Annotated in this window: 24 protein-coding genes; 11 read left to right on the top strand and 13 right to left on the bottom strand. The window is 72.2% G+C overall.

The window, feature by feature from the left end:
* The first annotated feature begins 167 nt into the window (after nucleotides 1–167).
* Complete coding sequence (locus tag OHA58_RS32905; RefSeq protein WP_405483298.1) at nucleotides 168–686, top strand: ATP-binding protein; 519 nt, start codon at nucleotides 168–170, stop codon at nucleotides 684–686.
* 47 nt (nucleotides 687–733) lie between these two features.
* Here the strand turns inward: OHA58_RS32905 and OHA58_RS32900 are convergent, their stop codons facing one another.
* The 3 genes from OHA58_RS32900 to OHA58_RS32890 are packed head-to-tail and all read right to left on the bottom strand — an operon-like array spanning nucleotide 734 to nucleotide 4,367.
* Nucleotides 734–3,295, bottom strand: coding sequence for an ABC transporter permease (locus OHA58_RS32900; RefSeq protein ID WP_405485303.1), 2,562 nt, complete (start codon nucleotides 3,293–3,295; stop codon nucleotides 734–736).
* 5 nt (nucleotides 3,296–3,300) lie between these two features.
* On the bottom strand, nucleotides 3,301–4,089 hold the full coding sequence (locus OHA58_RS32895) for an ABC transporter ATP-binding protein (protein WP_405483297.1): 789 nt from the start codon (nucleotides 4,087–4,089) through the stop codon (nucleotides 3,301–3,303).
* Entirely contained in the window at nucleotides 4,086–4,367 is a 282-nt protein-coding gene (locus OHA58_RS32890; protein WP_405483295.1) for an SHOCT domain-containing protein, read from the bottom strand. Before OHA58_RS32890 ends, OHA58_RS32895 begins: the two co-directional genes overlap by 4 nt.
* A 183-nt stretch (nucleotides 4,368–4,550) precedes the next feature.
* Between OHA58_RS32890 and OHA58_RS32885 the strand changes: the two genes are divergently transcribed.
* Genes OHA58_RS32885 through OHA58_RS32875 form a run of 3 tightly spaced genes read left to right on the top strand, consistent with a single transcriptional unit; the run spans nucleotide 4,551 to nucleotide 6,632 of the window.
* On the top strand, nucleotides 4,551–5,111 hold the full coding sequence (locus OHA58_RS32885) for a TetR/AcrR family transcriptional regulator (RefSeq protein ID WP_405483294.1): 561 nt from the start codon (nucleotides 4,551–4,553) through the stop codon (nucleotides 5,109–5,111).
* Between the two features lie 19 nt (nucleotides 5,112–5,130).
* The gene (locus OHA58_RS32880; RefSeq protein ID WP_405483292.1) at nucleotides 5,131–5,715 is read left to right on the top strand and encodes a DUF4865 family protein; all 585 of its coding nucleotides are present in this window, start codon (nucleotides 5,131–5,133) and stop codon (nucleotides 5,713–5,715) included.
* A complete protein-coding gene (locus OHA58_RS32875; protein ID WP_405483291.1) occupies nucleotides 5,712–6,632 on the top strand; it encodes a phosphotriesterase in 921 nt (306 codons plus the stop codon). The genes OHA58_RS32880 and OHA58_RS32875 overlap by 4 nt, the downstream gene beginning before the upstream one ends.
* Nucleotides 6,633–6,641: 9 nt before the next feature.
* On the opposite strand, the gene OHA58_RS32870 is transcribed toward OHA58_RS32875, so the two are convergent.
* The 4 genes from OHA58_RS32870 to OHA58_RS32855 all read right to left on the bottom strand — a co-directional run bounded on the left by OHA58_RS32870 (nucleotide 6,642) and on the right by OHA58_RS32855 (nucleotide 10,793).
* Complete coding sequence (locus OHA58_RS32870; protein ID WP_405483289.1) at nucleotides 6,642–7,229, bottom strand: DUF1097 domain-containing protein; 588 nt, start codon at nucleotides 7,227–7,229, stop codon at nucleotides 6,642–6,644.
* A gap of 90 nt (nucleotides 7,230–7,319) precedes the next feature.
* Nucleotides 7,320–8,570: an amidohydrolase family protein gene (locus tag OHA58_RS32865; protein ID WP_405483288.1), complete on the bottom strand. Its 1,251-nt coding sequence runs from the start codon at nucleotides 8,568–8,570 to the stop codon at nucleotides 7,320–7,322.
* 130 nt (nucleotides 8,571–8,700) lie between these two features.
* Complete coding sequence (locus OHA58_RS32860) at nucleotides 8,701–9,765, bottom strand: acetamidase/formamidase family protein (RefSeq protein WP_405483286.1); 1,065 nt, start codon at nucleotides 9,763–9,765, stop codon at nucleotides 8,701–8,703.
* Nucleotides 9,762–10,793 carry a carbamate kinase gene (locus OHA58_RS32855; protein WP_405483284.1) on the bottom strand — a complete coding sequence of 344 codons (1,032 nt, stop codon included), beginning with the start codon at nucleotides 10,791–10,793 and terminating at the stop codon, nucleotides 9,762–9,764. The genes OHA58_RS32860 and OHA58_RS32855 overlap by 4 nt, the downstream gene beginning before the upstream one ends.
* A gap of 171 nt (nucleotides 10,794–10,964) precedes the next feature.
* Here OHA58_RS32855 and OHA58_RS32850 point away from each other — a divergent pair, with 171 nt between their 5' ends.
* From OHA58_RS32850 to OHA58_RS32835, 4 genes are all read left to right on the top strand, one after another.
* A complete protein-coding gene (locus OHA58_RS32850) occupies nucleotides 10,965–12,581 on the top strand; it encodes a PucR family transcriptional regulator (RefSeq protein ID WP_405483282.1) in 1,617 nt (538 codons plus the stop codon).
* 132 nt (nucleotides 12,582–12,713) lie between these two features.
* Nucleotides 12,714–14,342 carry an acyl-CoA synthetase FdrA gene (gene fdrA / locus OHA58_RS32845; protein WP_405483281.1) on the top strand — a complete coding sequence of 543 codons (1,629 nt, stop codon included), beginning with the start codon at nucleotides 12,714–12,716 and terminating at the stop codon, nucleotides 14,340–14,342.
* On the top strand, nucleotides 14,339–15,787 hold the full coding sequence (locus OHA58_RS32840) for a DUF1116 domain-containing protein (protein WP_405483280.1): 1,449 nt from the start codon (nucleotides 14,339–14,341) through the stop codon (nucleotides 15,785–15,787). Before fdrA ends, OHA58_RS32840 begins: the two co-directional genes overlap by 4 nt.
* 38 nt (nucleotides 15,788–15,825) lie before the next feature.
* The gene (locus OHA58_RS32835) at nucleotides 15,826–16,800 is read left to right on the top strand and encodes a DUF2877 domain-containing protein (RefSeq protein ID WP_405483278.1); all 975 of its coding nucleotides are present in this window, start codon (nucleotides 15,826–15,828) and stop codon (nucleotides 16,798–16,800) included.
* Here OHA58_RS32835 and OHA58_RS32830 read toward each other — a convergent pair.
* Nucleotides 16,790–17,959, bottom strand: a complete 1,170-nt coding sequence (locus tag OHA58_RS32830) for an RNA-guided endonuclease InsQ/TnpB family protein (RefSeq protein ID WP_405483276.1) — start codon at nucleotides 17,957–17,959, stop codon at nucleotides 16,790–16,792. The two genes, OHA58_RS32835 and OHA58_RS32830, sit on opposite strands and share 11 nt — an antisense overlap.
* A gap of 24 nt (nucleotides 17,960–17,983) precedes the next feature.
* Here OHA58_RS32830 and tnpA point away from each other — a divergent pair, with 24 nt between their 5' ends.
* The gene (tnpA, locus tag OHA58_RS32825) at nucleotides 17,984–18,412 is read left to right on the top strand and encodes an IS200/IS605 family transposase (protein ID WP_405483274.1); all 429 of its coding nucleotides are present in this window, start codon (nucleotides 17,984–17,986) and stop codon (nucleotides 18,410–18,412) included.
* Nucleotides 18,413–18,561: 149 nt separating this feature from the next.
* Here tnpA and OHA58_RS32820 read toward each other — a convergent pair whose 3' ends face one another.
* The 5 genes from OHA58_RS32820 to OHA58_RS32800 all read right to left on the bottom strand — a co-directional run bounded on the left by OHA58_RS32820 (nucleotide 18,562) and on the right by OHA58_RS32800 (nucleotide 23,001).
* Nucleotides 18,562–19,053 (bottom strand): levansucrase, encoded by a 492-nt coding sequence (locus OHA58_RS32820; protein ID WP_405483273.1) that lies wholly within the window; start codon nucleotides 19,051–19,053, stop codon nucleotides 18,562–18,564.
* Nucleotides 19,054–19,116: 63 nt separating this feature from the next.
* Nucleotides 19,117–20,379, bottom strand: a complete 1,263-nt coding sequence (locus OHA58_RS32815; RefSeq protein WP_376252430.1) for an ROK family protein — start codon at nucleotides 20,377–20,379, stop codon at nucleotides 19,117–19,119.
* Between the two features lie 69 nt (nucleotides 20,380–20,448).
* The gene (locus tag OHA58_RS32810; protein WP_405483272.1) at nucleotides 20,449–21,165 is read right to left on the bottom strand and encodes an alpha-ketoglutarate-dependent dioxygenase AlkB family protein; all 717 of its coding nucleotides are present in this window, start codon (nucleotides 21,163–21,165) and stop codon (nucleotides 20,449–20,451) included.
* Nucleotides 21,166–21,225: 60 nt separating this feature from the next.
* The gene (locus OHA58_RS32805) at nucleotides 21,226–22,077 is read right to left on the bottom strand and encodes a ketose-bisphosphate aldolase (protein WP_405483270.1); all 852 of its coding nucleotides are present in this window, start codon (nucleotides 22,075–22,077) and stop codon (nucleotides 21,226–21,228) included.
* 39 nt (nucleotides 22,078–22,116) lie between these two features.
* Nucleotides 22,117–23,001 carry an SIS domain-containing protein gene (locus OHA58_RS32800; RefSeq protein ID WP_405483269.1) on the bottom strand — a complete coding sequence of 295 codons (885 nt, stop codon included), beginning with the start codon at nucleotides 22,999–23,001 and terminating at the stop codon, nucleotides 22,117–22,119.
* Between the two features lie 179 nt (nucleotides 23,002–23,180).
* Here OHA58_RS32800 and OHA58_RS32795 point away from each other — a divergent pair, with 179 nt between their 5' ends.
* On the top strand, nucleotides 23,181–23,960 hold the full coding sequence (locus tag OHA58_RS32795) for a DeoR/GlpR family DNA-binding transcription regulator (RefSeq protein ID WP_393875186.1): 780 nt from the start codon (nucleotides 23,181–23,183) through the stop codon (nucleotides 23,958–23,960).
* Between the two features lie 152 nt (nucleotides 23,961–24,112).
* Nucleotides 24,113–25,330 carry an MFS transporter gene (locus OHA58_RS32790; protein WP_405483267.1) on the top strand — a complete coding sequence of 406 codons (1,218 nt, stop codon included), beginning with the start codon at nucleotides 24,113–24,115 and terminating at the stop codon, nucleotides 25,328–25,330.
* Nucleotides 25,331–25,352 lie beyond the last annotated feature (22 nt).

Here is a 25,352-nt window from a genome sequence, read left to right as displayed (position 1 = left end):
ACCCCCTGAGTCACTCTGGTCACACATCACTACTCAGGGTTTACCGGCGATAACGCTGCGAACCAGCCCGCCGGACACGCAGCAGGCGGGCCTCGGCTGTCAACGCGGCCCACTGCTGGATCGGTACTCCGCCTTCTTCCGGACCTTCAATTCGGGGAGTCGCAGCCGTGATCACCCACCCAAGCAGGCATTGCACGGTGGAGCTCCAGGCCCTGCCGTCGCGGATCCGCCAGGTCCGCAGAATCGTATCGGCGCAGTTGCGCTACTGGCATCTGGATCCGCTGATAGACGAGGCGATGCTCGGCGTGACCGAGTTGTTGACCAACGTCCACCGGCACGCGGGTCCCGACAAGATGTGCACCGTCGAGATCGAGCTGCTGCTCGACCGCCTCACGGTGTCGGTGCACGACCACGACCCGCACCTGCCGCAACCGTGCGAGGCCGACCCGCTCGCGACCTGCGGCCGGGGCCTCGCCCTGGTCGCCGCGGTCAGCGAGAGCTGGGGCGCGCGGCCGCAGGGCGAGCACGGCAAGGTCGTGTGGTTCACGCTCCCCGCGCCGTCGGCGGCGATGCCGCTGCCGCCGCTTCCCGAGTACCGGGTGGCGGACGCCTTCCCCGAGCTGGACTCCCCGGCGGACCGCCGCGCGGCCCGACATGCTCCCGCCCGGTCGGCCGTTGTCGGCTGACCGGGCGGTGACCACCCCCTCTTACGGCACGGTCTGCGCGGTCTACGTCATTCGGTGGCGATGGCCCGCAGCACGTCGAGGCGTGCGGCGCGGCGGGCCGGGCGCAGGCCCGCGAGCGCTCCGGCGGCGAGGCCCACCAGGGCGACGACGACGAGCTGGAGCGGGGGCAGGGCGAACGCGAACGCGCTGTCGCTCGCGCCGTCCGACGCCTCGACCAGGACCCAGCCAAGGAATCCGCCGAGCGCCAGGCCACCCGCGGTACCGAACGCGGCGACCAGGACGGACTCCCACCGGACCATGGCCCGCAGTTGGGCGCGGGTCTGGCCGACGGCCCTCAACAGCCCCAGTTCGCGGGTGCGTTCGTGGACGGCCAGGGTGAGGGTGTTGGCGATGCCGAGCAGGGCGATCAGCACGGCGAGGGCCAGCAGCGCGTAGACCAGGGTCAGCATCATGTCGATGCCGCCGGCGGACGACCGCGCGTACTCGTCGCGGGTCTGCACCTCCGGATTCCCGTACGCCGCCGTGACCTTGGAGACGGCGGCCTTGCCGTCGGCCGTGCTCACGCCGTCCTTGAAGGTGACGGCGATCAGGGTGTCGGAGTCCTGGGCGCGGTGCGGGGCCCAGGCCTCGCGCGTGATGACGTAGTCCCCGGCGAGCTCCGACCCGCCGTAGACCGCGCGGACGGTGAAGTTCTGCTGCTTGCCGTCGGTGAAGGCCAGGCGGGCGGTGCTGCCCGGTTGGAGGTGCTGCTTGTCGGCCTCCTTGCGGGTGAGGGCGATGCCGTCCGTGCCGAGGTCGTCGAGCGAGCCGCGGACGGTGCCCAGGTCGAAGGACCTGGCGAGCGCGGCCGGGTCGGTGACGGTGAGGGCGCGGCCCTCGCCGTCGACGTCCGCGACGCCCTTGCCCAGGCCGACGGCGGTCGCGACCTGCGGCTGTCCGGCGATGGCCGGGGCGAGCTTCGGGCTGAGGCCGCTGCCGCCCGCGCCGAACGACGGGGCGGACACGGCGATGTCGCCGGCGAAGGAGCGGGACACCGTCTGGTCCATGGTCGCCTTCAGCGAGGCGCCGAAGACGGTGAACAGGGAGACGACGGCGACACCGATCATCAGGGCGCTCGCGGTGGCCGCGGTGCGCTTGGGGCTGCGCAGGGCGTTGCGCCGGGCGAGGCCGCCGGTGACGCCGCGCAGCTTGTCGAGGGGGCTGCCGAGGACACGTACGGCGCGCGACGAGGCGACCGGACCGAGCACCACGAACGCAATGAGGATGAGCACGCTGCCGAGGCCCGCGAGCCAGATGGACGGCGAGGCGAGGACTCCGACCAGGGTGACGGCGACCGCTGCGACGCCGAGCGCCGTGCCGATGACGGCGCGGCGGCGCGAGGCACCGGACTGGTCGACGGCCGTCTCGCGCAGGGCCGCGAGGGGTGCGGTGCGTCCGGCCCGTACGGCGGGCAGGAGCGCGGAGCCGAGACAGACGAGGATGCCTACGGCGAGCGGGAGCAGCATGGACAGGCCGCTGATCACGAGAGCGCCGTCGGGGAACGGGAAGCCGATGGCGGGGAACAGCGCCTGGAGCCCGGCCGCGATGCCGATGCCGCCGGCGAGACCGGCGACCGACGCGAGAACGGCGACGGCGCTCGCCTCGACGAGCGTCGTGGCAGTGACCTGGCGGCGGGAGGCGCCGAGGGCGCGCAGGAGCGCGTTCTCACGGGTGCGCTGAGCGACGACGATCGCGAATGTGTTGTGGATCGAGAAGGTCGCCACGAGCAGGGCGATGCCGGAGAACACGAGGAGGAAGGTGGTGAAGAGGGTCAGGAACTGGCCGGAGATCATGTCCGTGTTCTCCTGCGCCGACGCCTCGCCGGTGATGGCCTCGACTCCCTTGGGCAGTACGGGAGTCAGCTCGTCGACGAGTTCCCGCTGGCTGGTGCCGGGGCCGGCCCGCACCTGGATGGACGCGGCCTCGCCGGGCCTCGGCGTGAGGTACTTCTCCGCGTCGGCCTGCGTCATGCCGGTGTACGTCACCTGCGCCATGCCGTCCTCGCCGCCGAAGGTCGCGAGGCCGACGATCGTCACCTTGACGGGGTCGGGGGTGCGCAGGGTCGTGGTGTCGCCGATCTTGAGGTCGCCCTTCTCCGCGGCTCCCCGGTTGACGACGACCTCGCCGGTCTTCGAAGGGGTGTGTCCTTCGGCCAGGCGGTAGGGGTTGAGTTCGGGGTCGTTGATCCAGTTGCCCGCGAGGGTGGGCGGGCCCTGGCCGCCGATCGCCTTGCCGTTGCTGCCGACGAGCTGGCCCGCGCCCTGGATGCCGGGCACGGCGGCGGCGACGCCCGGGGCGTCCGCCAGCTTCTTCGCGAGCGACGCGGCGACGGGCTGCCGGGTGCCCTGGCTCTCGCCGGGGGTCGTGATCACGTTCGTGCTGCGGACGACGGCGTCCGTGCCGCTCGACGCGTTGCCGAACATGGTGTCGAAGCTGGCGCGCAGGGTGTCACCCATGACGAGCGTGCCGGCGAGGAACGCGACGCCGAGCAGGACGGCCAGGAAGGTGCCGGCGAAGCGCCGCTTGTGGGCGCGCAGCGACGACAGGCTCAGGCGCGCGGAGGTGCTCAGGGAGCTCATGACGGCGCCTCCCCCGCATGCCGTGCGCCACCGGCCGCGTCGAAGGCCTTCATGCGGTCGAGGACCTTGTCCGGGGTCGGCGCCTGCATCCGGTCGACGAGGCGGCCGTCGGCGAGGAAGACGACCTCGTCGGCGTGGGCGGCGGCCACCGGGTCGTGGGTGACCATGACGACCGTGCGGTCCATCTGCCGTACGGCGCGGCCGAGGAGCCCGAGCACCTCCTCGCCGGAGCGCGAGTCGAGGTTGCCGGTGGGTTCGTCGGCGAAGACGACGTCGGGGCGGCCGGCGAAGGCCCGGGCCACGGCGACGCGCTGCTGCTGTCCGCCGGAGAGTTCGGACGGCCGGTGGTGCAGCCGGTCGCGCAGGCCGACGATGTCGACCAGGGCGTCGGTCCACTCCCTGGAAGCGGCGTCGTCCTTCGCGCCCGCGAGGTCCATCGGCAGGGTGATGTTCTCCGCGACCGTCAGCGTCGGCACCAGGTTGAAGGCCTGGAACACGAAGCCGATCCGGTCGCGGCGCAGCAGGGTCAGACGGCGGTCGTCGAGGTCGCTCAGGTCGGTGTCGCCGATGAAGGCGGAGCCGGCGCTGAGGGTGTCGAGGCCCGCCGCGCAGTGCATCAGCGTGGACTTGCCGGAGCCGGAAGGACCCATGATCGCGGTGAACCTCCCGGCCTCGAAGCCGACGCTCACGCCGTCCAGGGCCCGGACCGCGGTGTCGCCACTGCCGTAGACCTTCACGGCGTCGACGACTCGGGCCGCGGTCCGGGTGAGCGTGGCGGTGGTCATGCCGCACCGCCCTTGGTACGGCCGAACTCCTCGTTCAGGACGGAGCTCCGGCGCCAGTACTCGTCCTCGTCGATCTCGCCCGCGGCGAAGCGCCGGCCGAGCACGGTGAGGGGCGAGTTCTCGTCGGCGGCGGGCCGCCAGGGGCCGCCACGGCGGCGTCCGCGCCACACCGTGCGGCGCAGCAGCGTGACGACGCCGATGACGACGGCCGCCCAGATCAGCGGGAAGAACAGGATCCACGGGCCGGGCCCGCCGTCCCAGTCAGCCAGGGTCTGCATGTGACTCATCTCCTCGGAACATGTGCTCACGTTTTCTCGATGACTCGAGACTCGCTCCGCAGGGGGGTCGAAGTCGTCGTACAGCCAGCGGCAGCGCGCGTACCCCCACGGGAGTACGGGGCCCGCTTCCGCCTACTCTCCCCACCCTCGACTTCTGTACCTACTAGTATGTACAGTGGCTTCATGGGCACTTCGGACCGGTTGATCGAGTCCACTCGTGAGCTTCTGTGGGAGCGGGGTTACGTGGGCACGAGCCCCAAGGCGATCCAGCAGCGCGCCGACGCGGGGCAGGGCAGCATGTACCACCACTTCGGCGGGAAGCAGGACCTCGCGCTCGCCGCGATCGAGCGCACGGCGCTGGAGATGCGGGCCACCGCCGCGAAGTCGTTCGGCGGCGGCGGTTCCGCGTATGCCCGCATCGAGGCGTATCTGCGGCGCGAGCGCGATGTGCTGCGCGGCTGCCCGATCGGCCGGCTCACGATGGACCCGGACGTGATCGCGAGCGATGCGCTGCGCGCACCGGTCGACGACACGATCGACTGGCTGCGGGAGCAGCTCGCCGGGATCGTCGAAGAGGGCAAGGAGCAGGGCGAGTTCGCGCCCTCGCTGGACGCCGAGGAGATCGCGGCGACGATCGTCGCGACTGTCCAGGGCGGCTATGTCCTGGCCCGCGCATCGGGCTCGCCCGCCGCCTTCGACGCGGGGGTGCGCGGACTGCTTTCGCTGCTCGCACCCGCCGCCTGAGCCGAGGAGAGACACGACCGTGCACGCGATGCAGTACGAGATCACGCTGCCCGCCGACTACGACATGGGCATCATCCGCAAGCGGGTGGAGACCAGGGGGCATCTCCTCGACGCCTTCCCCGGACTCGGCCTCAAGGCCTATCTGATGCGGGAGCGCGGTGTTGCCGGGTCAACCGTGAACCAGTACGCGCCGTGCTACCTGTGGAACACCCCTCAGAGCATGAACTCGTTCCTGTGGGGGCCCGGATTCCAGGGGATCGTGGACGACTTCGGGCGGCCCGAGGTGCAGCACTGGGCCGGAGTCGCGTACGAGGAGGGCCCGGCCCCGCAGGCCACCCCGAGGAGCGCGGTACGCCGCCGGACACCCCTCACCGGGCAAGCTCCGCTCGCCGAACTGACGGACGCCGCCGTGCGCGACGCGGCCCGCATCGCCGGGCAGGACGGGGCGGTGTGCGCGGCCGTCGCCGTCGACCCGCGCCGCTGGGAGCTGCTCACCTTCTCCCTCTGGGACCACGCGTCACCGGACACACCGGGCGACCTCTACGAGGTGCTGCACCTGAGCGCCCCCGAGCGCGACCGGCTCCCCCTGGGGAGGCAGTGGTGACCGCGACCGTTCGGACCGTGCTCGGGGACGTGGCGCCGGAGGAACTCGGCGTGTGCGACGCGCACGACCACCTCTTCTTCCGCAGCCCCCTGCTCCCCGGTCAGGAACTCGACGACACGGCCGCCGCCGAGGCGGAACTGCGCGCCTACCGGGATGCGGGCGGCGGCGCGGTCGTCCAGTGGACACCGCACGGGCTCGGACGCCGGGCCGAGCTGCTGCCCGAACTGTCGACCGCGACGGGCGTACGCATCGTGGCCGCGACGGGACTCCACCAAGCCGCCCACTACGCACCGGAGTTGCTCGCCCGGCTGCGTCCCCTCCTCGCCGACGTGTTCGTGCGGGAACTCACGGAGGGGATCGGCGACAGCGGTGTGCGGGCCGGCCTCATCAAGGTCGCGGGCGGCTTCCACGCCCTCGACGACCACGCGGTGTGGACGATGCGGGCCGCCGCCGAGGCCCATCACGCGACGGGCGCACCGATCGCCGTCCACCACGAGCTGGGAACGGGCGTACTCGACGTACTCGACCTGCTGTGCGGGGAGTTGGGGGTGATGCCGGAGCGGGTCGTGCTCGGGCACCTCAACCGCTCCCCCGACTTCGCCGTGCACCGGCAGGCCGCCGAGTCCGGCGCGTACCTCGCCTTCGACGGGCCGTCGCGCGCCAACCACGCGACGGACTGGCGGATGCCGGATGCGATGGCGGCGCTCGCCGACGCGGGTTACGGCGACCGGCTCCTGCTCGGCGGCGACACGACGACCGCCGGAGCGCGCTCGGTGAGCGGCGGGCCCGGGATGCCGTATCTGCTGCGCCGCGTCCGCCCACGGCTCGAACTGGCCCTGGGCAAGGAGCTGGTGGACCGGATCCTCGTCGACAACCCGGGCAGGGCGTTCGCGGTGGAGCGCCTGCCCGGGGAGTGACGGACGGCCTCACTCGGCCTGCGCGGTTCCCGGCGGCGTGCGGCCGTCGTGGTGCACAGGGCCCGCGGACGCCACGACCGACGTCGGCACCGGCGAGAAGACCGGGTACATGAGCCGGTTGGACAGATAGGCGAAGACCGGCCCGAGCGCGTTCATCGCGACCACGCAGACCCACGCCGCCCAGATGTTGCCCGGCTTGTAGCCGAAGCCGCCGAAGAACGTGGCGAAGTAGCTGGCGAAGCCTAGGAACATGCCGGGAATCAGCGAGAACGCCTTGATGCGGCCCGTGTACATCAGGACGGTGTTGACGACCATGATCACCAGGGCCAGCACCGCGTTCCGGGCGAACTGGCTGTCGCCGAACGCCGTGCCCACGTGCTGGTCGATCAGCACGATGATCAGGGCGAAGGCGGAGCCGGCGGGCATCGTGCACCACAGCCTGCGTGCGTTCGCCCAGCTCGGCCCTCCGAGTGCGAAGACGGCCGCCCACGAGATGAAGATCGCCCAGGGCGGGAGATGGAGCGCGGTCCCTCCGATGAACGCCGTCAGACCGGCGAGTACGGAGGCAACGATTTCGTGAGAGAGGCGTTCGCGCATGGGGATTCCTCTGCTGGAGTCGGATGGCAGAGCGCGGTGCCGTGCGGGGGCGTGTGGGGGGGCTGGTGGGGGTGCGAAGGGAGGGGAGGCTCAGTGGACGAGGAGTTCGCTGGTCCTGACCGTGCGGGCCACCACCTTCCCCGCCTTGATGACATGGGCGCGTTCGGGCCGGTCCAGGACGATGTCGTCGTAAACCTGCGTGTCCAGCACCACCAGGTCGGCGCGGGCGCCCGGCCGTACGCCGTAGTCGTCGGCGACGCCCACGACCCGGGCCGCGTCGTGCGTGACCATGCGCAGCACCCGGTGGAGGTCGGTGGGCCCGGACAGGTGGCCGGTCTGCGCCAGCAGGAGCGCCGTGTCCAGGGGGTCCGCGCGTCCGAACGGGGTGAAGGCGTTGCGGATGTTGTTGGAGGAGCAGGCAGCGAGCACGCCGTGGTCCCACAGTTCGCGGACCGGGGCGACCCCCCGCCGGACCGCCCGGGTGTCCCGTCGCCCGCCGAGGTGCAGGTCGGTCGCCGGGAGCGGCACGACGGCGACGCCCGCGTCGGCGAGTGCGGCCATCGCCCGCGCCCGGTCCGCGGGCTCCCGGCCGCCGAGTGAGGTCATATGACCGAGCGCCACCCGACCGCCCAGGCCCCGGCGCGCGGTCTGGCCCGCGATGAACTCGGCGAGCGCGTACCGGGGGTCGGACGCGTCGTCGGCGAAGTCCGCGTGCAGATCGGCCGGCACTCCGTGCTGTACGGCGAGGTCGAGCACGAGCTCGACGTGGCGGCGGCAGTCGTCCAGGGTGGCCTCGTTGTAGGTGCACCCGCCCACCACGTCGGCGCCCGCTGCCAGCGCCGCGATCAGCAGCTTCTCGGTGCCGGGTGACCGCAGGACGCCCTCCTGCGGGAACGCCACGATCTGGAGGTCCACCATGTCCGCGTATTCCTCACGGAGTTGGAGCAGGACCTCGACGCCGAGCAGCCCCGCGATCGGGTCGACGTCCGGATGGGCGCGGATCACCGTCGTGCCGTTGAGGACCGCCGCCTCGAGGACGCGCCGCGCACGAGCCAGTACGTCCTCGTGCGTGAACGCGCTCTTCAGTTCGCCGGTCACCGCGATCGCTCCGGCGAGGGTTCCGTCGGGGTTGCTTCGTACGCCGTCCAGGAGGGCCTTGTCGAGATGCAGATGCGGTTCGACGAAGCCGGGCAGGACGACCCGGCCCGCGCAGTCGATCACCTCGTCGGCGCCCTGGCCCGAGGCGTCCCCGACGGCTCGCACCCGGCCGCCGTCGATCACCACGTCGCAGGGCGACCGGGCGTCTTCGACGCGCGCTTGACGCAGTATCAGTTGAGGCATACGGGCTCCCGGTGAGTGGATGGGCGGGGGCGGATGCAGGGAGGGTGACTGGCGTACGCGGCAGGCGGGATCAGCCGCGATCGGACTGGATTGGACCGGACTGGATTGGACTGAATCGGACCGGACTGGATCAGTCAGGGAAGTCCGCCTTGCGGATGAGGCAGTGCACTCCCTGGACCTGGTCGACGACCTGCGAGATCTCGAAGTCGGCCGCCGCGCTCAGGTAGGCGTACGCGGTCGGCCCGTCCATGCCGAAGCGGTCGGTGAGGAAGCGAACGGCGGCGCGGACCGCTTCCCGCATCGCCTCGTCGAGGTCCTCGTGCAGCCCCACGGGGATCCAGTGCCGGTCGGTCTCGCCGAAGGGGTGCGTGAGGGTCGAGGCCGCCGCGCGGGCCCGCGCGCCCTTGAGGAGGGTGAGCCGGAACGTGGCGCGCAGCGGCGCCTCCAGGGCGGTGAGGGCGACTTCGCCGTTGCCCTGGGCGTAGTGCGGATCTCCGGTGTAGAAGCCCGCTCCGGCCGTCTGTACGGGCAGATACAGCGCGGAGCGCGTCTCGAGTTCCTTGATGTCCAGGTTGCCACCGTGCCGTCCCGGCGGCACCGAGTGCTGCGATCCGTCCGTGTCGGTGGCCACGCCCATGATGCCCATGAAGGGTCGCAGCGGGAACCGGGCCGCCCGGCCCTCGGCGTAGCGGATCACGCCGACGTCCCGGCCGTCCGCACGCTCCACCTCGCAGAAGGTGAACTCCGGTGCTGTGCGAGCGAATTCGTCCGGCAGGGCGCCACGGCCGTGCCTGCTGGAGATGACGCCGTAGTCGGCGCGCCGGTGCAGGGACAGCACCTCGGCCTTGAGGAGGTCACCCGGCTCGGCGCCCCTGATGTGGACGGGCGCACTGACGACATGGGGGCCGTCCCCGTCCGGGTCCCGTGGCGGCGGGGACTTCGCCAACAGGCGGGCGTCGGAGAGCACTTCGGTCGCGGCGATGCCGTACCGCCCGAAGAAGGCCACCGGATCGCGCCCCTGGTCCTCCAGGATGCCCTCGTGCGAAACAGTGTCGAAGGTGACGCTGTCGCCGGAGTCGATCGTGAGCGCCGGCGCTGTGGCGCGGCAGGGCAGCCGCCCCCAGCCGACGGTCTCCGGAGTGGCCCGCAGATAGTGCGTGCCGTCGATCGGGCCCTGTCCCACTTCGAGTATCACTGCGGCCTCCCTGCCGTGACGGTGCCGTTGAGGGGTTCTTCGGTGGTCCGCGCCGGGTCGCTGTCGAGCCACGTGCCGCCGTGTCCGTCGAGGGCGGCGCCCAGCTGCTGCGGTGAGGTGATGAGCACCTGGCGGCCGGGGGCGCCGCGCAGGAAGTCGAGAGCGGCGCTGATCTTGGGGCCCATGCTGCCCGGCGGGAACTGGCCCTGGGCGAGGAGCCGTTCGGCCTCGCCGCAGGTCAGCCGGTCCAGGAAGCGCTGCGTGGGGCGGCCGTAGTCGACGGCTACGCGTTCGACTGCGGTGGTGATGACCAGCAGGTCCGCGCCGAGTTCCGCCGCGAGATGCGCCGAGGTCAGATCCTTGTCGATGACGGCTTCGACGCCCTGGTAGCCACCGTCGTCGCCTTCTACGAGAGGGATTCCGCCGCCACCGGCCGCGATCACCGTGAATCCCGCCGAGGACAGTGCCCGTACGGACTCCGTCTCGAGGACCCGGCGCGGCCGGGGCGACGGGACCACGCGCCGCCAGCCCCGCTCGCCCTCCTCCGCCACGGTCCAGTCGTGAAGGTCCGCCAACTCCCTTGCTCTGATTGCCGGATAGAAGGCTCCTATGGGTTTGGTCGGGTGGCTGAACGCCTCGTCGTGCGCGTCGACCACGGTGTGGGTGATCAGTGCGGCGACCCGGTCGTCGGCGCGCCCGAGCGACCTGAGGCGGCCCGCGATCGCGGTCGCCAGGATGTATCCGAGGCCGCCCTGCGAGTCGGCCACGCACATGTCGAGGCCGAGGGCGGGCAGTTCGGGGGCCAGGGCTGCCGCGAGGTCCGCACGGCGCTTGATGAATCCGACCTGGGGGCCGTTGCCGTGGGTGACCACGACCCGCCACCCCGTGTCGGCCAGCGCCACTACGGGGGGCGCGAGCCGGCGCGCGGCCTCGACCTGTTCGGCGACGGTGGCGTGGGTGCCACCGCGCAGCAGCGCGTTGCCGCCGACGGCGACCACCGCTGTCCTCGGCACGGCTCGGGGAGTCATGCGGGTCACCGTAAGAGGGGCGGGCCGAGCCGGTCATGGGCACCGGACGCCAGGATGAGGGGTCCGCCGTTGACACCCGCTGACAAGGGGCGTCCCCAACCGCGGTGGGAAACATGGAAGTTACGCGCGGGGTATTACAGGTTACTCGCGGCTGTCGCATAGTGACTGTGCATGACAGGCATCGGTATCGGTACCGCCCCGACCGTCCCCTACGGCCTTTCTCCCGGGCTGACCGTGAGCGAGGCGCTGACCCTGCCCTGCCTCAGCGGCGCACGACTCGTCGCCGGGGCGAGCGGCCGCGGCCGCCGTATCCGCGTCGTCAACATCATGGAAGTCCCCGACATCGTGCGCTGGATGCGCGGCGGCGAGCTGCTGCTGACCACCGCCTACGCCGTCCGTGACGACGCGGAGGCGCTGAGCGACCTGATCCCCGTACTCGCCGAGCGCGGCCTCGCCGCCCTGGCCGTGAAGGTGGGTCCCTATCTGCCCGCGCTGCCGCCGGTGATGCTGGCGGTGGCGGACGAACTCGGTTTCCCTGTCGTCGAGTTGCCGGGCGCCGTCATGTTCAACGACATCCTGTCCGAGGTGCTGGGCACCGTACTGAACCGCCAGGCCCTGGAGTTGGAGCGTTCGCGCGCCATCCATGAACGGCTCACGGCGGTGGCCCTCGACGGAGGCTCCTACCAGGAGCTCATGAACGTACTGCTCGAACTGTCCGGCTGCGCGGCCGCCGTGCTCGACGAGCACGGGTGGATCCTGGCCTCCGCGGGCTCCCCGCCTTCCGACCGTCCGCCCGCCGCCGAGCGCGCCATCGAGACGGGCACGGGCGCGAGCGGCGCCGTGGCCCTGTGGCGGGACGACGCGGAGGCCGCGGACCACGGGGCCGGGGCGGCCATGCCTTCCACTCATGAGCTCGACACTCATCAGAGGATGGCGCTGGAGCACGCCACGACCGTCGCGGCGACCATCGCCGCCCAGGAACGCGCCCTGGCCAGCCGCCAGCAGCGCTACCGCACGCTGCTCCTGATGGAACTGGTCTCACGGCCTCCGCGCGACCGCGCCGAGACCGCGCGCCGCGCCGCGGCCATGGGCTGGAACCTGCGTCTGCCCCGCGCGGCCGTCCTCGTCGAGGTCGCCTCCACCGGCACCGGCGGCCCCGCCGACACCGAACTCGCTCTGGAGGAACGGCTGTTGCCCCTCGTACGGTCGGCGGCCGGGCCCGGCGCGATCATCTGGGGCAGCCAGAGCGGACTCGTCCTGCTGATGGAACCGGGGCCGTCCCTCAACGGCCGATGTCAGGCCCTGCACGCGGCCGTCACCGCCGCACACCCCGACTGGGACGTGGCGGTCGCCGCCGGAACCGTCCGGGACGACTTCACCGACTACCACCACAGCTACGAGGAAGCGGCGCAGACCCTGACGCTCGGCCGCGAACTGCACGGCCCCGACTTCGTCCGCGGCCATGCGGACCTGGGGGTGTACCGGCTTCTCGGACTACTGCCCGCGGCGGAGCTCACGGCTCTCGTCGACGACGCGCTCGGCCCGCTGCTCGCCCATGACGCCGAGCACGAGGGCAGCCTCGTCGAGACCCTCAGCGTCTATCTCCTCCAGGACCGCAACGGCGTGGCCACCGCCGCGCGGCTGCACGTCCACTACAACACCCTGCGCTATCGACTGCGCCAGATCGACCGCCTCACCGGCGGTCTCGAACGCCGGCCGACGGCCCGGCTCCAGACCGAACTGGCCGTCCACGCACACCGGTTGCTCTCTGCGCGCGACCGGCGCTGAGCAAGCCCTCCTTGCGGCCGACGCTGATCCTCGAAAGGCGGGTCACTGTCACCCGTTGCCGGTAAATCCCCTGCCGGTTCTGGCACTTCGAGCCATGCTGCAAGGGGCGGGCCGCTGCCTAGAGTCGGACCCATGGTGCTGCGAAACGCCGTGCACAAGGATCATTACGCCGACTCCGTCGCCCTCATGAGGGTCGCCGCCCGCCTGGCCGAACCGCCGGGCGTCGAGACCATCAGCCTCGTGATGGGCACACCCGCCAACCGCGACGTCCTCGCGCGGTCGGGGCTGCTGACCACCCCTGGCCACGACGCCGGACCCAACGACCTGCTCGTCGCCGTCCGCGGCGAACCCGACGCGGTGGACACAGCCCTCGCCCTGGTGGTCGATGCCCTGTCCGGTCCCGGCGAGGGACCGGGCGCAGGACCGGAGGCCGGTGCGGACGCCGGGCCCCCGGTGCGCTCGCTCGTCGGCGCCCCGGCCGGCGCGAGTCTCGCGCTGATCTCCACCCCAGGCCCGTACGCGGCCGCCGAGGCCCTCAAGGCGCTGCGCCTGGGCATGCACGCCTTCGTCTTCAGCGATCACGTGCCGATCGAGCAGGAGGTGCTCCTGAAGCGCGAGGCCGCCCGCCGCGGGCTGCTCGTCATGGGCCCGGACTGCGGAACCGCCGTCATCGGCGGCATCCCCCTCGGCTTCGCCAACGAGGTGCGGGCGGGCTGCGTCGGCCTGGTCGGGGCCTCCGGTACGGGCCTGCAACAGGTGTCGAGCCTGCTGCACTCCATGGGCTCGGGGGTCAGCCACGTGATCGGCACGGGCAGCCGCGACGTGAGCGCGGAAGTGGGCGGGCTGACGATGCGGGCCGGGCTCGACGCCCTGGCCGCGGACCCCGCCACGGAGGTCATCGTCCTCGTATCCAAACCGCCCGCACCACACGTGGCCGAGCAACTGCTCCGGCACGCAAGCGCGTTGGGGAAACCGGTGGTGGCCTGTTTCCTCGGCACGGACGGGACTGCCCCCGCCCCGGCCGGAGTGACGCTCGCGCCCACCCTCTTGGAGGCAGCGCAGTCCGCGGCCTCCCTTGCCGTCGGCGGAGCGCTGCCGCCCGACGAAGAGCTGCCCAAGCTGCCCGCCCCCGCTCCGCCGCGCCGCCTGCTGCGGGCCCTGTACGCGGGCGGCACGTTCGCCCATGAGGCGGCCCTGCTCCTCGGCCCGGCGCTCGGTGACATCACCCGCACCGCTCCCCCGCCGGTGCCGGGCGCCGCCCCGCGCCTGCCGGACCGGCATCTCGTACTCGACCTGGGCGACGACGAGTTCACCGCCGGGCGCCCCCACCCGATGATCGACCCCACGGTCCGCACCGAGTACCTGCGGGCGGCCCTCGCGGACCCGCGGAGCGCCGCGGTCGTCCTCGACGTGGTCATCGGACACGGCGCAGCGCCGGATCCGGCAGCGGCTCTCGCCGGGGCCCTGACCGAGGCCCCCCTCGACGCCCCGCCGGTGATCGCGTTCGTCGTGGGCACCGACGACGACCCGCAGGGGCTCACCGCACAGCAGCGGATTCTGCGTGACGCGGGTGCGTACGTCGTCGACAGCAGCACGACCGCCGCGCGGGTCTGCGCCGAACTCCTGTGCACCGGTGGCGACTTGATGCCCGGCCCCGCAGCCGCCCCTGGCTCCGCCTCTACCTCTACCTCTACCTCCGCCTCCGCCTCCGCCTCTACCTCTGCCTCTGCCTCTGCCTCCCGGATCGGAGAGACCGCATGACCGCACAGGCCTCGCCCGCACAGGCCTCGCCCGCGCAGGGCCTCCTGACCGGCGTACCGCACGTCGTGAATGTCGGTGTCGACGCGTTCGCCGGGCCGCCGCGGGCCGCGGGCGCGACGGTGACGGCGGTCGACTGGCGCCCCCCGGCCTACGGTGATCCGGAACTCGGCGCCGGGCTCGCCCGCCTGGTCGCGCACCCGGCCGTCGAGGCGGCCAACGCCGAAGCACTCGAGCGGATACTCGGCGTCGTGCCGCTGTGGACCGACGTCCGCCCGGCCGGGGAGCTCATCCCTGAACTGGAGCGGGAGAGGCTCCTGTTGCACGCCGGACCGCCGATCGAGTGGGAGCGCATGTGCGGCCCGATGCGGGCCGCCGTCGTCGGCGCCGCACTCCTGGAGGGCTGGGCCGCGACCGCACCGGAAGCGGAAGCACTCGCCGACGCGGGAGCCATCCGCTTCGCCCCCTGCCATCACCACGACACGGTCGGCCCGATGGCGGGCGTCATCTCCGCGTCCATGCCCCTGCTCGTCGTGGAGGACGAGGCCACGGGCCTGCGCGCCTACTCCAACCTCAACGAGGGGCAGGGCCGTTGCCTGCGCTACGGCGCGCTCGGCGACGACGTGATGAAGCGGCTGCGCTGGATGGGAGAGCGCCTCGGCCCCGCGCTGCGCGCGGCGATCGGCTCGCTGGCCGAGCCGGTGAACCTGCGGTCGGTCACCGCGCAGGCCCTTCAGATGGGCGACGAGTGCCACAGCCGCAACACCGCCGCGAGCGCCCTGCTCACCCGCGAGCTCTCCGCCGCGCTCGCCCGGCACGCGGAACTCGGCGGGATCGAGGCGCTGGACTTCCTGCGCGACAACAACTACTGGTTCCTCAACTTCTCCATGGCCGCGAGCAAGCTGGCGCTGCTGGCCGGGCACGGCGTGCCGCACTCCACGGTCGTCACCGCCTTCGCGCGCAACGGTGTCGACGTCGGCATCCGCGTCAGCGGCCTCGGCGACGCCTGGTTCACGGCGCCCGCCGCCCCCGTGGACGGCCTCTACTTCGCCGGATACGGGCCCGCCGACGCCAATCCCGACATCGGTGACAGTGCCATCACCGAGATGCACGGCCTGGGCGGATTCGCGCTGGCCGCCGCCCCGGCGATCGTCGGCTTCGTGGGCGGCACCCCCGAAGGGGCCCGCCGCGTCAGCCAGGAGATGGCGACGCTCACCGTCGGCCGGCATCGCGACTACCGCCTCCCCGGCCTCGACTTCGTCGGCAGCCCCGTCGGCCTCGACATCCGCAAGGTCGTCGACACGGGCCTCGAACCGGTCATCACCACGGGCATCGCCCACCGCGAACCGGGCATCGGCCAGATCGGCGCCGGCCTCACCCACGCCCCGATGCGCTGCTTCACGGACGCGCTGAGCGCCTTCGACGTGCCCCCGGAGCCCGGGGAGTGACGGGCACGGCGGCCGGCGGGGGTTCTGTACGGGCTGAGGTGACCTGCCCTGCGTACGTACACCATGACACCGTCGGTCACGCACACCACGGCCCCCTCAGTCACCTGCACCTCGGCACCATCAGCACGGCCGTCGCCCCGCTGCTGCACGGTCCGCCCCGGCCGGCCCGCGTCGTCGCCACCACCCGCCACGCGGTCCATCTCGCCACCGGCGACCAGGAGTTGCCCGCGCTCGCCGTGGTGACCAGGGACGCAATCCGCCTGCCGAACGCGCTCGTACTGCCCTTCTCGTCGGCGGACCGCCCGTTGGACCTGAACACACCATGGGCCGGCTTCGGGGCAGGCCGCGTAGTCATCGGGCCCGTTCGCTTCGAGCCGGAGGCGTCCTGGACACCGCCCCGTGTCCAGGACGCCTTCTCCCCACCGGAGTCCGCGCGCATCAGGCAGGTGAGGGTGCTGCTCGACGCCCTGGCGCAACCCCTGCCGCCCCCGCTGGCACCCCGCATGACCGACCTGCGCCACGCCCTGCACACCGATGACGCGGGCGAAGTCCGGCGGACCGCCCGCGCGCTGGTCGGCCTCGGCCCGGGGCTCACCCCGTCCGGTGACGACATCCTGTGCGGCGCACTGCTGGCGAGCCGAGCGTGGGGAGGCCCTCTCGCGCCCCTCTCGGAGGCGGTCACGGACGCGACCCTGCGCACACCGCTGCTGTCAGCGGCACTCCTGAGGCACGCGGCACGCGGCGAATGCGTGCCGCAGGCCCACGCGTTCCTGCGGGCACTGAGCGGGGACGGCGCCCTGGAACCCGCGCTACGCGAACTGCTCGCCGTCGGACACCACTCGGGAGGCGACTTGGCGCGCGGGGTACTCGCGGTGGGCCTGAGCAGAGCGTGCGCGGCGACCGGTGACCGTGACGACTACCCGGTCAACTACCCGAGGCTGAAGCCCGGGCTTGCTGCTCGGGTCATCACTGGCGATGATGAGGCCCGGCTGCATCCAGCGCTCACGCGATGAGGGTGAGCGCAGGGGCCTGTGACTCAGCCCCGCGAACCCACGTCCACCAGCCGCGTGCGGCGATGTTGTGGGACGAGTTCAGATCCGCGTGCTCAACGAAGCCGCAGACCTGGCACGCGAACCGGGCCTGCGAGGGCCGGTTGCGTCTGTCGGTGTGATGACACTGGGAGCATTCCTGGCTGGTGTACGCCGGATCGACGTGCACCAGCGGGACCCCGGCTCTTTTCGCCTTGTAGGCGATGAAGGCGCCGAGCTGATGGAAGGACCAGGAGTGCAGCGTGACGCGTTGGGGCTTCCTGAGCCGTGCCCGCTCGCGAATACCGCCCAGGTCTTCCAGGGCGATCCCGCGGCCGGTGCGTTGAGCCTCTGCCACGATGCGCTTGCTGATCTTGTGGTTGATGTCCCGGGCCCGCCGTGCTTCCTTGCCCGCGTGTTTCTTCGCCCGCCGCTTCGCGGACTTCGTGCCCTTCGTCTGTAGTTTGGCCCGCAGTGTGCGGTCCGCCTCGCGGCGCCGGTTCAGACGGCGTCCGCTGTGGCGGGTGCCGGTGGAGGTGGTCGCGATGTTCACGATCCCCAGGTCCACCCCGACGAAGGACGCCGGGTGCGCGTCCAGTTCGGCCTCTGCAACCTCACACGTGGCGATCAGATACCACTGCCCGTCTCGGTACAGCAGGTCACTCTCGCCCTTGCGGTACGCCTCAAGGACGGCGAGTTGCTCCGGTGAGCCGGTGAAGGCGATGTGCTTCATCCGGCCCGTGACGGTCCAGATCGACACCGTCCGCTCGCCCATCTGCCACGACAGACAGCGGTCATCGAAGGGCTGGGCCGCGACCTCACGGAAGACGACCGGCTTACCGGTGGCCCTCGCATGCCGCTGGGAGCCGGGCTTGCCGAGGTTTCCGGCCATCAGGTTCGCCGTCAGGGTGCTGTACGCGTCGGCGACCTTGCGCAGCACATGCAGCGCAGGCTGCGCCGACAGCCCGCGAGCCCTCACCTCGCAATAGGCCATCGCCTGCAGTCCGGCCCGGGAGAACACCCTGCGCTCGAACGCCTGAGTCGACAGCCAGGTCGCCGCCTCGTTACAGACATGCAGGGTTGCCTCAAGCGCCAATGCTTGTACGGGCGTTGGCAGCAGCTTCACCCGCACCACCAGCTTCATGCCGACCATGCTACTGCTTGACCTGTGTCACCACGATGGGAACCAAATCCGAATATCCGCAGGGGTCGTAGCGTCATCTACACCCTGCACGCCCATTTGGTCCTCGTCCCCAAGTACCGGCGTGCGGCCTTCACCGACGAGATCCTCACCCGCTGCGAAGAGATCATGGCCGAGGTGTGCGGCGACTTCCGGGCCGAGCTGACCGAGTTCAACGGCGAGGCGGACCATGTCCACCTGCTCGTGCACTATCCCCCGCAGATCGCTCTGTCCCGGATGGTCGGCTCCCTCAAGGGCGTCTCCGCCCGCCTGCTGCGCAAGGAGTACCCGGAGCACATCCACCGCCACCTGTGGGGCGAACACTTCTGGTCACCGTCATACTTCGCCGCCTCCACCGGGGGCGCCCCACTACAGGTGGTCAAGGAGTACATCGAGAACCAGAAACGTCCCGGCTGAGCAACACCCCGGCTCCGCCGGGACGGCAATGCGCCGCTCCGCGACGACCATCGGGTCGGCTCCGCCGACACGCCACCGCGCCCCTCCGGAGCGCCGCCACAGGATGCGATTCCACCCGATGGCTAAAGCCACGGGATTCCTCGCAAGATTCAGTTGAAGTAGCGGTTGCCCTTGTCGATGAGGTGGGAGGCGTAGACGCGGCCGATGGCCGGCTTGCCGCGGTAGAAGCCGACGTAGCGCTGTGCGCTGTCCACGACGACGGGGCGCGCGAAGCAGGCGAAGCGGTTGCGCTGCTGCTGTTCGGCCCAGGCCATGGCGGCCGGGTCGACGCGCTCGCTGACGAGGACGGGGAAGGCCGCGACGCCGGTCTGCAGGCCGACCGGAAGGCCGCCCTTGTTCTGCTTCGCGTACGTCAGGACCTGGGAGGTGAACGCGTCGACGCTCTGCGGAGTGATCTCGGGCACGGCCGCGGCGACGGTGAACAGGTGCAGGTTGGTGGCCATCCAGCGCATCCGGAAGTCGGCCCGCCGCCCCACGAGGGCGGGCACACCGAACCAGTCCTCCCAGCGCGTCGCGCAGCCGTCCGCCTGGAGGCGGCTCTCCACCGAGGCCAGGTAATTCCGGGCCGATTCACCGATCATGGCGGTGATTGTGCACGGTCAAGCCCTTGCAGGACCAGCCGCGGTGCGACGGTTGCCCGCGCGTCAGGCGAGGCCCAGCGCCGAGAGCGGGTCGTCGAGGACCGGCTGCCACGCCAACTCGGCTGCTCCGACCAGGCTGTTGTGGTCGAGCGTGCACGCCAGGATGGGGACGCCCCCGCTGCGGCCCCACAGGCTGCGGTCCGCGACGACGGCCCGCAGACGGTCCGGGTCCGCGTCGAGGAGCGCCCGGTGCAGGCCGCCCAGGATGATGCGGTCGGGGTTGAGGATGTTCACCAGGCCCGCGAGGCCGAGTCCGAGACGGTCGATCAGGGCCTCGGTGGCCATCCGCACCTTGGGGTCGTCGAGGCTGCCGGCGATCAGGTCGCGGGCCTGCTGGAGCAGGGAGCCGTCGGGTCCGGGTTCGCGGCCCGCCGCGTCGAGCAGGGCCAGCGGGTCGGTCTCCACGTCGAGGCAACCGCGGCTGCCGCAGTAGCAGGGCCGGCCCTCGGGGTTCACGGTGAGGTGCCCGACCTCCAGGGCGAGGCCCGAACTGCCGGTGTGCAGACGCCCGTCGAGGACGAGCGCGCCGCCGACGCCGCGGTGGCCGGTGGCGACGCACAGCAGGTCGCGCGCGCCGCGGCCCGCGCCGTGGCGGTGTTCGGCGAGGGCGGCGAGGTTGACGTCGTTCGCGGCGAACGCCGGCCGCCCGATGCCTGCCTCCCGTACGCGCTCGGCGAAGATCTCGCGGACGGGCGAGCCCGCGGGCCAGGCGAGGTGGAGCGGGTTGAGGGCGGTGCCGTCGGGCTCGGCCACGGCGGACGGCACTGCGAGGCCTGCTCCGACGCAGTGGCGGCCGGTCTCGCGCAGGAGCTGGGCGCCGGCCTCCACGACCGAGCCGAGTACCTGCGCCGGGTCCGGGTCGATGATCTCGCAGCCGGGCGTGGTCGCGACGATGCGGCCGCCGAGGCCTACGAGGGCCGCGCGGTAGCCGTCCGCGTGCACCTGCGCGGCGAGCGCCACGGGTCCGTCCTCGGCGACGGACAGCCGGTGCGAGGGGCGCCCCTGCGAGCCGGCTGCGGCGCTCGGCTTCGCGTCGATCCTGATGAGCCCGAGCGCTTCCAGCTCGGCGGCGACCGCGCCCGCCGTGGCCCGGGTCACCCCCAGTTCGGCGGTGAGGACGGCGCGGGTCGGCGCGCGGCCGGTGTGCACGAGTTCGAGCGCCGGGCCGAGGGCACCACGGCCCCGCTCGAGACGGGGCGCACGCGCGGAACCCTCCGCCTCGCCCGCCGTCTGCCCCCCGGCCCCGGAGGCCGCCTTGCCACGCATCAGCAACTCCTCGCCCTGATCACCGTGTCGCATCGTATCCGGTGAACGCCGCAGCCCCTGCGGGTGAACTCACCCCTGTGGGGAGGGTGCGGAGGGCGGTCCGGTGAGTCCGGTGACGCGCATCGTGAGATTCAGGCGGCCCCGGGAGAGCCCGATGGCCGGGTCGCCGGTGCCGGGGTACACCTTCGGCACCCCGTGGAAGGCGAGCCGCGACGGCCCTCCGAAGACCAGCAGGTCCCCGGAGACCAGCTCCATGTCCTCGTACGGTTTGCCGCGGTTCTCGGTGTTGCCCAGCCGGAAGACGCAGGTGTCGCCGACGCTGAGCGAGACGACGGGTTCCCGGGCGCGCTCGTCCTTGTCCTGGTGCATGCCCATGGTGGCGGCGCCGTCGTAGAAGTTGATCAGTGCCGTGTCGGGGTCGTAGCCGTCACCGGCCGCGTCGTCCTCGTACGCGTCGACGAGCGCGCGTCTGCCCAACTCCCGTAGCCAGTCGGGGAATTGGGCCACCTGGGCGCCATTCACATCGGATGCCGTACGCGTGTAGCGGTAGGGCTGCCAGTGCCATCCGACGCACACGGTCTGCACGGACATCACGCCGCCGCCCGGCAGTCGTGTGTGGCGCATCGGCACGGGCCCGGCGGCCCAGCCGCGGCAGGCTTCGACGAGTGCGCACTGGGCCTCGGCGTCGAGCCAGCCGGGCACGTGCACGGCGCCGGGGGTGATCTCCCGGCGCTCCCGGTGCACCGGGAAGAGCGGGGGCGCGTGCGGTTCGTGCTGACCGGCCATGGCCCCATTGTCCCCGGTACGAGGTGTCTTCCGCGTACCGGGGCGGGAGCGGGGGACGGGTCAGCGGCGCATCACCTCGACCAGCTCCGTCACCGTGCGGGCCATCGCCTCGCGGCCCACGCTCAGGTACTTGCGGGAGTCGACGGCGTCGGGATGTGCGGCAAGGAACTCCCGGATGGCCGCCGTCATCGCTATGTTCAGGGCGGTGCCGACGTTCACCTTGGCGATGCCGCCCCGGACGGCCTGCGAGAGTTCGTCTTCACCGACACCGGAGGAACCGTGCAGGACCAGCGGTACGTCGAGGCCCTCCGAGAGCTGCTTGAGGAGGTCGTGGTCGAGCGTCGCGGTGCGGGTGGTCATGGCGTGCGAGGAGCCGATCGCGACGGCGAGGGCGTCGACGCCCGAGTCCGTCACGTAGGCGCGGGCCTCCCCCGGGTCCGTGCGGGCACCCGGCGCGTGCGCGTCGAGCGGCGCCGAACCGTCCTTGCCGCCGACCTCGCCCAGCTCGGCCTCGACCCACAGCCCGTTGGCATGGCCCCAGTCGGCGGCCGCGCGGGTGGCCGCGAGGTTCTCGTCGTAGGGGAGCCGGGCCGCGTCGTACATCACCGAGCTGAACCCGGCGTCCGCGGCCTGGCGGAGCAGCTCGTCGCTCTGGACGTGGTCGAGGTGGAGCGCCACGGGCACCGAGGACGCCTCCGCGGTGTCGGCCGCGGCCCTCGCGAGGGGCAGCAGGCGCCCGTAGCGGTAACGCACGGCGTTCTCGCTGATCTGGAGGATCACCGGCGCGTTCGCCGCCTCGGCGCCCGCCACGACGGCCTCGATGTGCTCCAGGGTGATGACGTTGAACGCGGCCACCGCGGTTCGCGCCGCGGTGGCCTCGGCGACGAGCGCGCCGGTTGCTGCGAGGGGCACAGCCCCTCCTTTCGGAAGGCTCGGAAGCTCGGTCGACGGTCAGCCGGCGGTGAGGATCACCGAGCGGGTGAGGTGGCGCGGCTGGTCGGGGTCGAGTCCGCGGGCGGCCGCGACGGCTACGGCGAGGCGCTGCGCGCGCACGAGTTCGGCGAGCGGGTCGAGGCCGCCCTCGACCCAGAGCGCGCCGGTGCCGGTCACCTGCTCGGCGAGCCCCTCGGGCGCCGTGCCGATCATCCAGGTGGCGGTGCCCGCGGTGGTGACGCTGATGGGGCCGTGGCGGTACTCCATCGCGGGGTACGCCTCGGTCCACGACAGGGACGCCTCGCGCATCTTCAGGGCGGCCTCGTTCGCGAGGCCGACGGTCCAGCCGCGTCCCAGGAAGGTGAACTGGCCGCACTCCACGAGGCCTTCGGGCAGCGGTGTCTCCAGCGCGGTGCGCGCGTCGGCGACCGCCTGCTCGGTGTGCAGGCCGAGGTGGGCGCGCAGGAGCGTGAGCGCCGTCGTCGCGAAGCGGGTCTGGACGACGGACTGCTCGTCGGCGAAGTCCAGGACGATCACGTCGTCGGCGGCGGAGACGATCGGTGTGTTCGGGTCGCCGATGACGGCGGTCGTCCGGATGCGCCCCTTGACCGCGGCAAGGAGCTCGACGACCTCGGTCGTCGTGCCGGACCGGGACAGCGCGATGAGACGGTCGTACGGGCGCCCGGCCGGGAACTCCGAGGCCGCGAACGCGTCGGTCTCGCCCTGCCCGGACTGTTCGCGCAGCGCGGCGAAGGCCTGCGCCATGAACCACGAGGTGCCGCAGCCCACGATCGCGACGCGCTCCCCCGGCGCGGGCAGCTTGGCGGCCTCGCCCGCGGCCAGGCCCGCCGCGCGCGTCCAGCACTCCGGCTGGCTGTTCAGCTCGTTCTCGACATGGCTCATGCCGTGCCCACTCCCTGATGTGTCGTGTCCGTGGACCGGTCGAACACGTCGCATGCGTCGCGCTCGAACGGCCCTATCGAGCGTATGCTCGTTCCTGCAAGAATTCGATACCTTTCGAGCATAACCAAGCATCAGGTAGTGCGCTAGGGTCACCGGAGAACGACGATTGGAGGCCGCGGATGTCCCGCGACGCCCGCTGGAAGTCCCTGCTGGAACTGCTCGTGGAGCGGGGGCGCCTGGATGTCGAGGAGGCGGCGGCCGACCTGGGGGTGTCCGCGGCCACGATCCGGCGCGACTTCGACCAGCTCGCCGAGCAGCAGATGCTCGTACGCACCCGGGGCGGCGCCGTCGTCCACGGCGTCTCCTACGAGCTGCCCCTGCGCTACAAGACCGCGCGCAACGCCTCCGAGAAGGAACGGATCGCCAAGGCCGTCGCCGAGCTGATCGCGCCGGGCGAGGCGGTCGGGCTGACCGGCGGCACGACGACGACCGAGGTGGCGCGCGCACTCGCGGTCCGCCCCGACCTCGCCTCCGGCTCCCCGGCCCTCACGATCGTCACGAACGCGCTGAACATCGCCAACGAGCTCGCCGTGCGGCCCCAGTTCAAGATCGTGGTCACGGGCGGGGTCGCCCGGCCGCAGTCGTACGAGCTCATCGGCCCGCTCGCGGACGGCGTGCTGAGCCAGATCACTATCGACACGGCCGTGCTCGGTGTCGTCGGCTTCGACGTCGCGCACGGCGCGGCGGCGCACGACGAGGCGGAGGCGGCCATCAACCGGCTGCTGTGCGAGCGGGCGGAGCGCGTCGTCGTCGCGGCGGACTCCAGCAAGCTGGGCCAGCGCGCGTTCGCCCGGATCTGCTCGACGGAGCGGATCGGCACCCTGGTCACGGACAGCGCCGTGGACGCGGCGACGGTGGAGCGCTTCGAGGAGGCGGGGGTCAAGGTCCTCGCGGTGTGACGCCCCGAGCCACACCTACGGCTTTCATGGCTGCGGCCCCTCCCGGACGGGTGGGGCCGCAGCCATTTCTTCGTGCCGGTCCGGCGGATGTCGTGGCCGTCACGCCTCGAACCGTCTTGTCCCCGGCCGGGGTGGCGCCCTACCCTGACTTTGTGCCGACACTAAACAAACTCCGGGCCGTCAAGGACGACAGCCCGCGGACCCCGTCCCTCACCCGCCTGCGTATCGCGCTCACGATCTTCTTCGCGCTCGACGGCTTCATCTTCGCGGGATGGGTCGTGCGCATCCCCGCCGTGAAGGAGCAGACCGGCGCTTCGGCGAGCACGCTCGGGCTCGCGCTCCTCGGCGTCTCCGCGGGGGCCGTGATCACGATGATGCTCACGGGGCGCCTGTGCAGGCGCTTCGGCAGTCATCCGGTGACCGTAGTGAGCGGCGTGCTCCTGGCGCTGAGCGTCGCGCTGCCTCCGCTCACCCACTCGGCGCTCACCCTCGGCCTGGTCCTGCTCGTGTTCGGCGCCGCCTACGGCGGGATCAACGTGGCGATGAACAGCGCCGCGGTCGACCTGGTCGCCACCCTGCGCCGCCCCGTCATGCCGAGCTTCCACGCGGCGTTCAGCCTTGGCGGCATGCTCGGCGCCGGGCTCGGCGGGCTGGTCGCGGGCCACGTCTCCCCCACCCGGCACCTCCTCGCCCTCACCGTCATCGGCCTGCTCGTCACGGCCGCCGTCGGCCCCACACTCCTGCGCCACGACGCCCCCACGGCCCCGGACGACCGCGGTCGTATACGGAACGAGCCCGCGCCGGCGTCCGAGCGTCCCGCCGGGCGTGTGCGCGGACTCGTCCTCGTCTTCGGCCTCATCGCCCTGTGCACCGCGTACGGAGAGGGCGCGCTCGCGGACTGGGGTGCCCTGCACCTGGAGGAGGACCTGCACGCCCATCCCGGAGTGGCCGCGGCAGGCTATTCCTGCTTCGCCCTGGCCATGACCATCGGCCGGATCAGCGGGACGACGCTGCTCGAACGCCTGGGCAGGACACGCACGTTGGTGTTCGGCGGCGCCACCGGCGCGGCCGGCATGCTGCTCGGCTCGCTCGCCCCCAGCGTGTGGCTGGCACTCCTCGGCTTCGCCGTCACAGGTCTCGGCCTCGCCAACATCTTCCCCGTGGCGGTCGAACGCGCGGGGGCCCTGGCAGGACCGACCGGCGTCGCCGCCGCGTCCACGCTCGGCTACGGCGGCATGCTCCTCGGGCCGCCGATGATCGGCTTCATGGCGGACTGGTTCTCGCTCCCCGCCGCGCTGACCAGCGTGGCCGCACTCGCGGGCGTCGCCGCCCTGATCGGCTTCGCGACCCGGCGCGCGGCCGTCTCCTGACCCGCACGCGACGAGCATCCTG

The organism is Streptomyces sp. NBC_00009, assembly GCF_045040855.1.
In the GTDB taxonomy this organism is placed as follows: domain Bacteria; phylum Actinomycetota; class Actinomycetes; order Streptomycetales; family Streptomycetaceae; genus Streptomyces; species Streptomyces aureus.
The sequence above is the reverse complement of the archived record's forward strand: the minus strand, read 5'-3'. Positions and strand labels throughout refer to the sequence as shown.

Bases quoted from the DNA above. Each gene is read 5' to 3' on its own strand.
- OHA58_RS32895 (WP_405483297.1), bottom strand. From the start codon at position 4,089: ATGACCACCGCCACGCTCACCCGGACCGCGGCCCGAGTCGTCGACGCC.
- OHA58_RS32890 (WP_405483295.1), bottom strand. From the start codon at position 4,367: ATGCAGACCCTGGCTGACTGGGACGGCGGGCCCGGCCCGTGGATCCTG.
- OHA58_RS32885 (WP_405483294.1), top strand. From the start codon at position 4,551: ATGGGCACTTCGGACCGGTTGATCGAGTCCACTCGTGAGCTTCTGTGG.
- OHA58_RS32870 (WP_405483289.1), bottom strand. From the start codon at position 7,229: ATGCGCGAACGCCTCTCTCACGAAATCGTTGCCTCCGTACTCGCCGGT.
- OHA58_RS32865 (WP_405483288.1), bottom strand. From the start codon at position 8,570: ATGCCTCAACTGATACTGCGTCAAGCGCGCGTCGAAGACGCCCGGTCG.
- OHA58_RS32855 (WP_405483284.1), bottom strand. From the start codon at position 10,793: ATGACTCCCCGAGCCGTGCCGAGGACAGCGGTGGTCGCCGTCGGCGGC.
- OHA58_RS32850 (WP_405483282.1), top strand. From the start codon at position 10,965: ATGACAGGCATCGGTATCGGTACCGCCCCGACCGTCCCCTACGGCCTT.
- fdrA (WP_405483281.1), top strand. From the start codon at position 12,714: ATGGTGCTGCGAAACGCCGTGCACAAGGATCATTACGCCGACTCCGTC.
- OHA58_RS32840 (WP_405483280.1), top strand. From the start codon at position 14,339: ATGACCGCACAGGCCTCGCCCGCACAGGCCTCGCCCGCGCAGGGCCTC.
- OHA58_RS32830 (WP_405483276.1), bottom strand. From the start codon at position 17,959: ATGAAGCTGGTGGTGCGGGTGAAGCTGCTGCCAACGCCCGTACAAGCA.
- OHA58_RS32820 (WP_405483273.1), bottom strand. From the start codon at position 19,053: ATGATCGGTGAATCGGCCCGGAATTACCTGGCCTCGGTGGAGAGCCGC.
- OHA58_RS32815 (WP_376252430.1), bottom strand. From the start codon at position 20,379: ATGCGTGGCAAGGCGGCCTCCGGGGCCGGGGGGCAGACGGCGGGCGAG.
- OHA58_RS32810 (WP_405483272.1), bottom strand. From the start codon at position 21,165: ATGGCCGGTCAGCACGAACCGCACGCGCCCCCGCTCTTCCCGGTGCAC.
- OHA58_RS32800 (WP_405483269.1), bottom strand. From the start codon at position 23,001: ATGAGCCATGTCGAGAACGAGCTGAACAGCCAGCCGGAGTGCTGGACG.
- OHA58_RS32795 (WP_393875186.1), top strand. From the start codon at position 23,181: ATGTCCCGCGACGCCCGCTGGAAGTCCCTGCTGGAACTGCTCGTGGAG.